This is a genomic window from Bradyrhizobium sp. (genome assembly GCF_016462955.1).
Taxonomy (GTDB): domain Bacteria; phylum Pseudomonadota; class Alphaproteobacteria; order Rhizobiales; family Xanthobacteraceae; genus Bradyrhizobium.
Genome location: NZ_JAEMSD010000565.1, coordinates 1 through 4,072 on the forward strand (window position 1 = coordinate 1; position 4,072 = coordinate 4,072).

Here is a 4,072-nt window from a genome sequence, read left to right on the forward strand (position 1 = left end):
CAGCTTCTGCGCCGAAATATTATAGCGGCGCTTGCTCCGACCGGAGTGCCGAATGCGGACATTGTCGTGACCGATAAGCTGGGCGATCGGCTCTGCGCCGTCCAAGTAAAAGTGCGGCGCGACATCGGTTCAGACGGCGGGTGGCACATGGGGCAGAAGCACGAAGAACTCGTGTCGCCGAATCTATTCTATAGTTTGTCGATTTTGGAAAATCGCTCGCCGACCAGCCGAAAACATGGGTCGTTCCGAGCGGAATTGTCGCCAAATCTCTCCAGGAAATTCATAAGGATTGGCTGCACACGCCTGGAAAGAAGGGGCAGCAGCGCAATGACAGCACCTTCCGACGCTTCATGCCCGATTACCATCCCCTGCCTCAGTACAAGTTGGGATGGCTCGACCCTTACTTTGAAAATTGGGCGACCCTCGAAGCCGCGTCTAGGCAGTGATGCCAGAACCGAGGTGGCCATCTCGCTCAAATTTGGGCGGACGAGCAACCTCGTGATGACGCCATTGCGTCATACCAAGTTTTAATCGTCTGCAACCTTCGTCCAATTCCCGCGTGAGTCTTGCATATCACGATGGGTCCGTTGCGTGTCCCAGTCGAGACATAAGCGGATGTCTCCGGAAGGATTGAAGGTGCAGAATTCCCTTCTCAGTATTCTATCGTTTATGTCTCGCGTCACTTTTATCATCGCGTCAACGCCGTCCATTTTGAATAGCACCGCGTTAATGCAGATTTTGATTTCTGGCTGACATGTTCTTCCGCTCCGAGCATTCCCCCCATTTTGCTGTGCGGACAACGTAACAACCTTATCGACAAGATTCTCCCAAGACAGCTTGGTAGTCGAGCTTCTTGGAAGCAGATCAAGCGGTTCACTAGGACGGCTTTGTTGAGGAGTTTGTCTCGCCTGTTGACCACTCTCCAGGCCGGGGCTTAGCGAGCTATCCAGCGCTGTTTGTGCAGGCTTGCCCATCATGGTCACGCCCATTGACTGCAACTCTTGTGGGCTGAGCCACACCATCTCGCTGGGCGGAGTGACCACCATACGTCCGATTATTGCGGACGGAACGCCTAGCTCTTTGGCAATCTTAGCCATCGATATGGTAGCAGCATTGGATGACAGCGTTTCCCGGCCGGACTCATCGGAGGCGCCGTGTATGCCGATTTGAGCGCCATAAGTTGCAAACTTCGTCGCGCCCGCCGCAAACATGAGGAAACACGCTGATGCGCACGTCGCGTTTCGTGCGACGTTCGTGGACATTTTGCCGAACCGGATTGCGTCAGCGAGCTTGACGCCCTCCAACAGATTCCCTCCCTCTGAGTTCAATCGAATGTTCGCGACGAATTTACCGGCGTCGTTGGCTTGCTTCACTATCGCAGTGAATGCGCTCGTGTCGCCCGGAGTGATCTCACCCGAGATAGTGATGGTAATCCGGCCGTCCTTAGTTGAGGAGGCTTTCAGGTCGGCCGCAGGGGACGGGCAAGCCGCAGGGACGGCGCAAATCAGCCCATAGAAAATAGCCCAAAGCTTACTGCGACCGGCCAAAACACGCCCCCAAAAAGTAGCGAATTCTTCCGCAACTACTTGCAGTACGCAAGAAGTTTTCCACTAATGGACGGTGGCAAAGGGCAGGAATGGAGTGCCGCAGAATAGGTTTGCCTGCCGCACCGGTCGCTCTTTGGTTAGCGAATTTGAAGGGGGCAATAGTGGCGGCCGAACCTAGAGGCGACGACGGCGGAGAGCAATATTTTGGCATTCGAGGCTGGCTCGTTATTCCGGCAATCCTCCATCCACTCTTGGGTGCGGGTTATTCGATATATGGAGCAGCAAGTGCCTTCGAGGCATACTCGGAGGGGGTGCCCTTAGACGGACGTGTATTTATCCTTTCTATCTCGCTCGGTACTGTGGCGTTGGGAATTGCTTGGCTTGCGGCCCTATATTACGCATGGTCACTTAGTCCGATATTTCCCAAGTTCTATATCTGGCTGACGCTTATTTCAGTTTTCTTCCCGATTGCGGCGCTTCTATATTCGAGCGCTCGATATGACACGAAAGCCTCTCCACAAGACTACAAAGACATCGTTCAATCCATTGTAATCGCGTGCATCTGGATACCTTACATGCTGGTGTCCAAGCGGGTGAAAGTTACCTTCGCAATGGCGCCTCTGAAACCGAGCGCGGTCGGGATCGCCCGGCAAGTGGACCTTTCGCCACCGCCCCGAGCCATAATGGGAGGTTTTTGGTATCTCGCCAACGGCGGTCAACCTTCGCAGCCGCTTGCCTTCGACGAATTAATGGAGGAAGTGCTGCGGCAGCCGGATCCGCTGCGGAGCTACGTGTGGCACACGAGCTTTAGTGACTGGCAACGAGCGGAAGACGTGAGAGATATTGCGAACTACGTTGCGGCGTCTTTTCTTTCACGGTCTGCTAGCTATCCCGCCGTGCCGCCCCCGATGCCTGTTGTGCCCAAGGATACGAAGCAAGCTGGCGAAAGTAAGTGGGCCGGATGGGCGGTGGTTGTCGCAGTGATCGTCGGAATGGGAATAGTTCGACAATTCAACACGACAACGAAGCCGACGATTGACCCCGCTGCGTCAATATCAGGAAAGACCCGCGAGTCCTTTGTGAAGACTGGTCTCGACTCTTGCGTTAAAAAACAGGAGAGCGATCCCGAAACTAAGGCGGCTTCGTTCTCACCCGAGACCTTGGTTGCTTATTGCACCTGTTACATCGACGCACTTGCTCAAACCATCACGAATGGCGACTTGCAACGCGCGACGTCAGAGACATTTCTTGAGTCTGACGTGATGAAAAGAAGGGTGGAACAATCGTCTTCAGCTTGTCTGAAGGACATGCAAAAGAAAATGTTGGGTGGGTGACGGAAGGGGTGCGTTATCGGGGACAGTGCGGCTTAACTCCGACTGTCTAGGGTCAACCTCGGAGCGAGCAACTCTAACCAACGTCGCCTCAGCAACTCGCTCGCCGCAGGGATGCCCTGCCAGGACCCTGCCTCTCGGACCTACTGCGATGATGGCATTATGCTCCTGTTTTGCCCGACGAAGCAAGAAAACGGGAGACGTCATTTCGGAATGGACGGCAACGATCGCGCCAATTCTCGTCGACTTGCGGGGGTGCACCGGAAGGCGCATCAAAGCACGTTCCCGCGGCTTTTCGGCTCCCGAAACCCCGTCCGACTCGCACTCAACCCAGCCCCCCAACTAACCCATTGATCTTGCAACCCCCGTCTACTGTGCATGGGGTTGTTTTCGCACCTTTGTTATTCCATGCCATCACGCGAGGCGTTCAACCGCCCCGGCACCCGATCCGCCGCCCCCATCCAAGCGAGACCAACATGCACTCTTCGGCCAGCGGCTGGGGCAACGGGCTTCTCGGCGTCATCATCTTCAGCGGCTCGCTGCCGGCGACGCGGGTGGCGGTCGGCGGCTTCTCGGCGCTGTTCCTGACCTCGGCGCGCGCGGTCATCGCGGCGCTGATCGGGGCAGCGGTGCTCGCCGTGCTCCGGCAGGCGCGGCCGCAGCGGCGGGATCTCGCCTCGCTCGCCATCGTCGCCGTCGGCGTCGTGGTCGGCTTTCCGCTGTTGACGGCGCTCGCGCTCCAGCACATCACCTCGGCGCATTCGATCGTCTTCATCGGCCTGTTGCCGCTGTCGACCGCGATCTTCGGCGTGCTGCGCGGCGGCGAGCGGCCGCGGCCGCGGGTCTGGCTGTTCGCCGTGCTCGGCAGCGCCACCGTGGCCGGCTTCGCACTCTCCGGTGACGGCTCCGCTTCGCTCGAAGGCGATCTGCTGATGGTCGCGGCGATCGTGCTGTGCGGCCTCGGCTATGCCGAGGGTGCCGCGCTGTCGCGTCGGCTCGGCGGCTGGCAGGTGATCTCCTGGGCGCTGCTGCTCTCCCTGCCCTTGATGCTGGCGCTCGCGATCCTGACATGGCCGCCCAGCCTGGACGGCGTCAGCGTGCCGGCCTGGATCGGGCTCGCCTACGTCTCCGTCTTCAGCATGTTCGTCGGTTTCATCTTCTGGTACCGCGGGCTCGCCGTCGGCGGCATCGCCC

The 4,072-nt window shown here is 58.0% G+C and carries 3 protein-coding genes and 1 pseudogene; 3 read left to right on the forward strand and 1 reads right to left on the reverse strand.

All coding sequences use genetic code 11. The features are described from left to right. Positions 1-531 (forward strand): annotated as a pseudogene (locus JHD07_RS34465) (hypothetical protein); the annotation flags it as partial. Here the strand turns inward: JHD07_RS34465 and JHD07_RS34470 are convergent. After that, positions 528-1,547, reverse strand: coding sequence for a hypothetical protein (locus JHD07_RS34470; RefSeq protein WP_291630282.1), 1,020 nt, complete (start codon positions 1,545-1,547; stop codon positions 528-530). The pseudogene JHD07_RS34465 and the gene JHD07_RS34470 sit on opposite strands and share 4 nt — an antisense overlap. Before the next feature lie 161 nt (positions 1,548-1,708). Between JHD07_RS34470 and JHD07_RS34475 the strand changes: the two genes are divergently transcribed. Then, a complete protein-coding gene (locus JHD07_RS34475) occupies positions 1,709-2,881 on the forward strand; it encodes a DUF2569 family protein (RefSeq protein ID WP_291630284.1) in 1,173 nt (390 codons plus the stop codon). 473 nt (positions 2,882-3,354) lie between these two features. Beyond that, a partial coding sequence (locus tag JHD07_RS34480) for a DMT family transporter (RefSeq protein WP_291630286.1) occupies positions 3,355-4,072 on the forward strand: 718 nt, incomplete at its 3' end.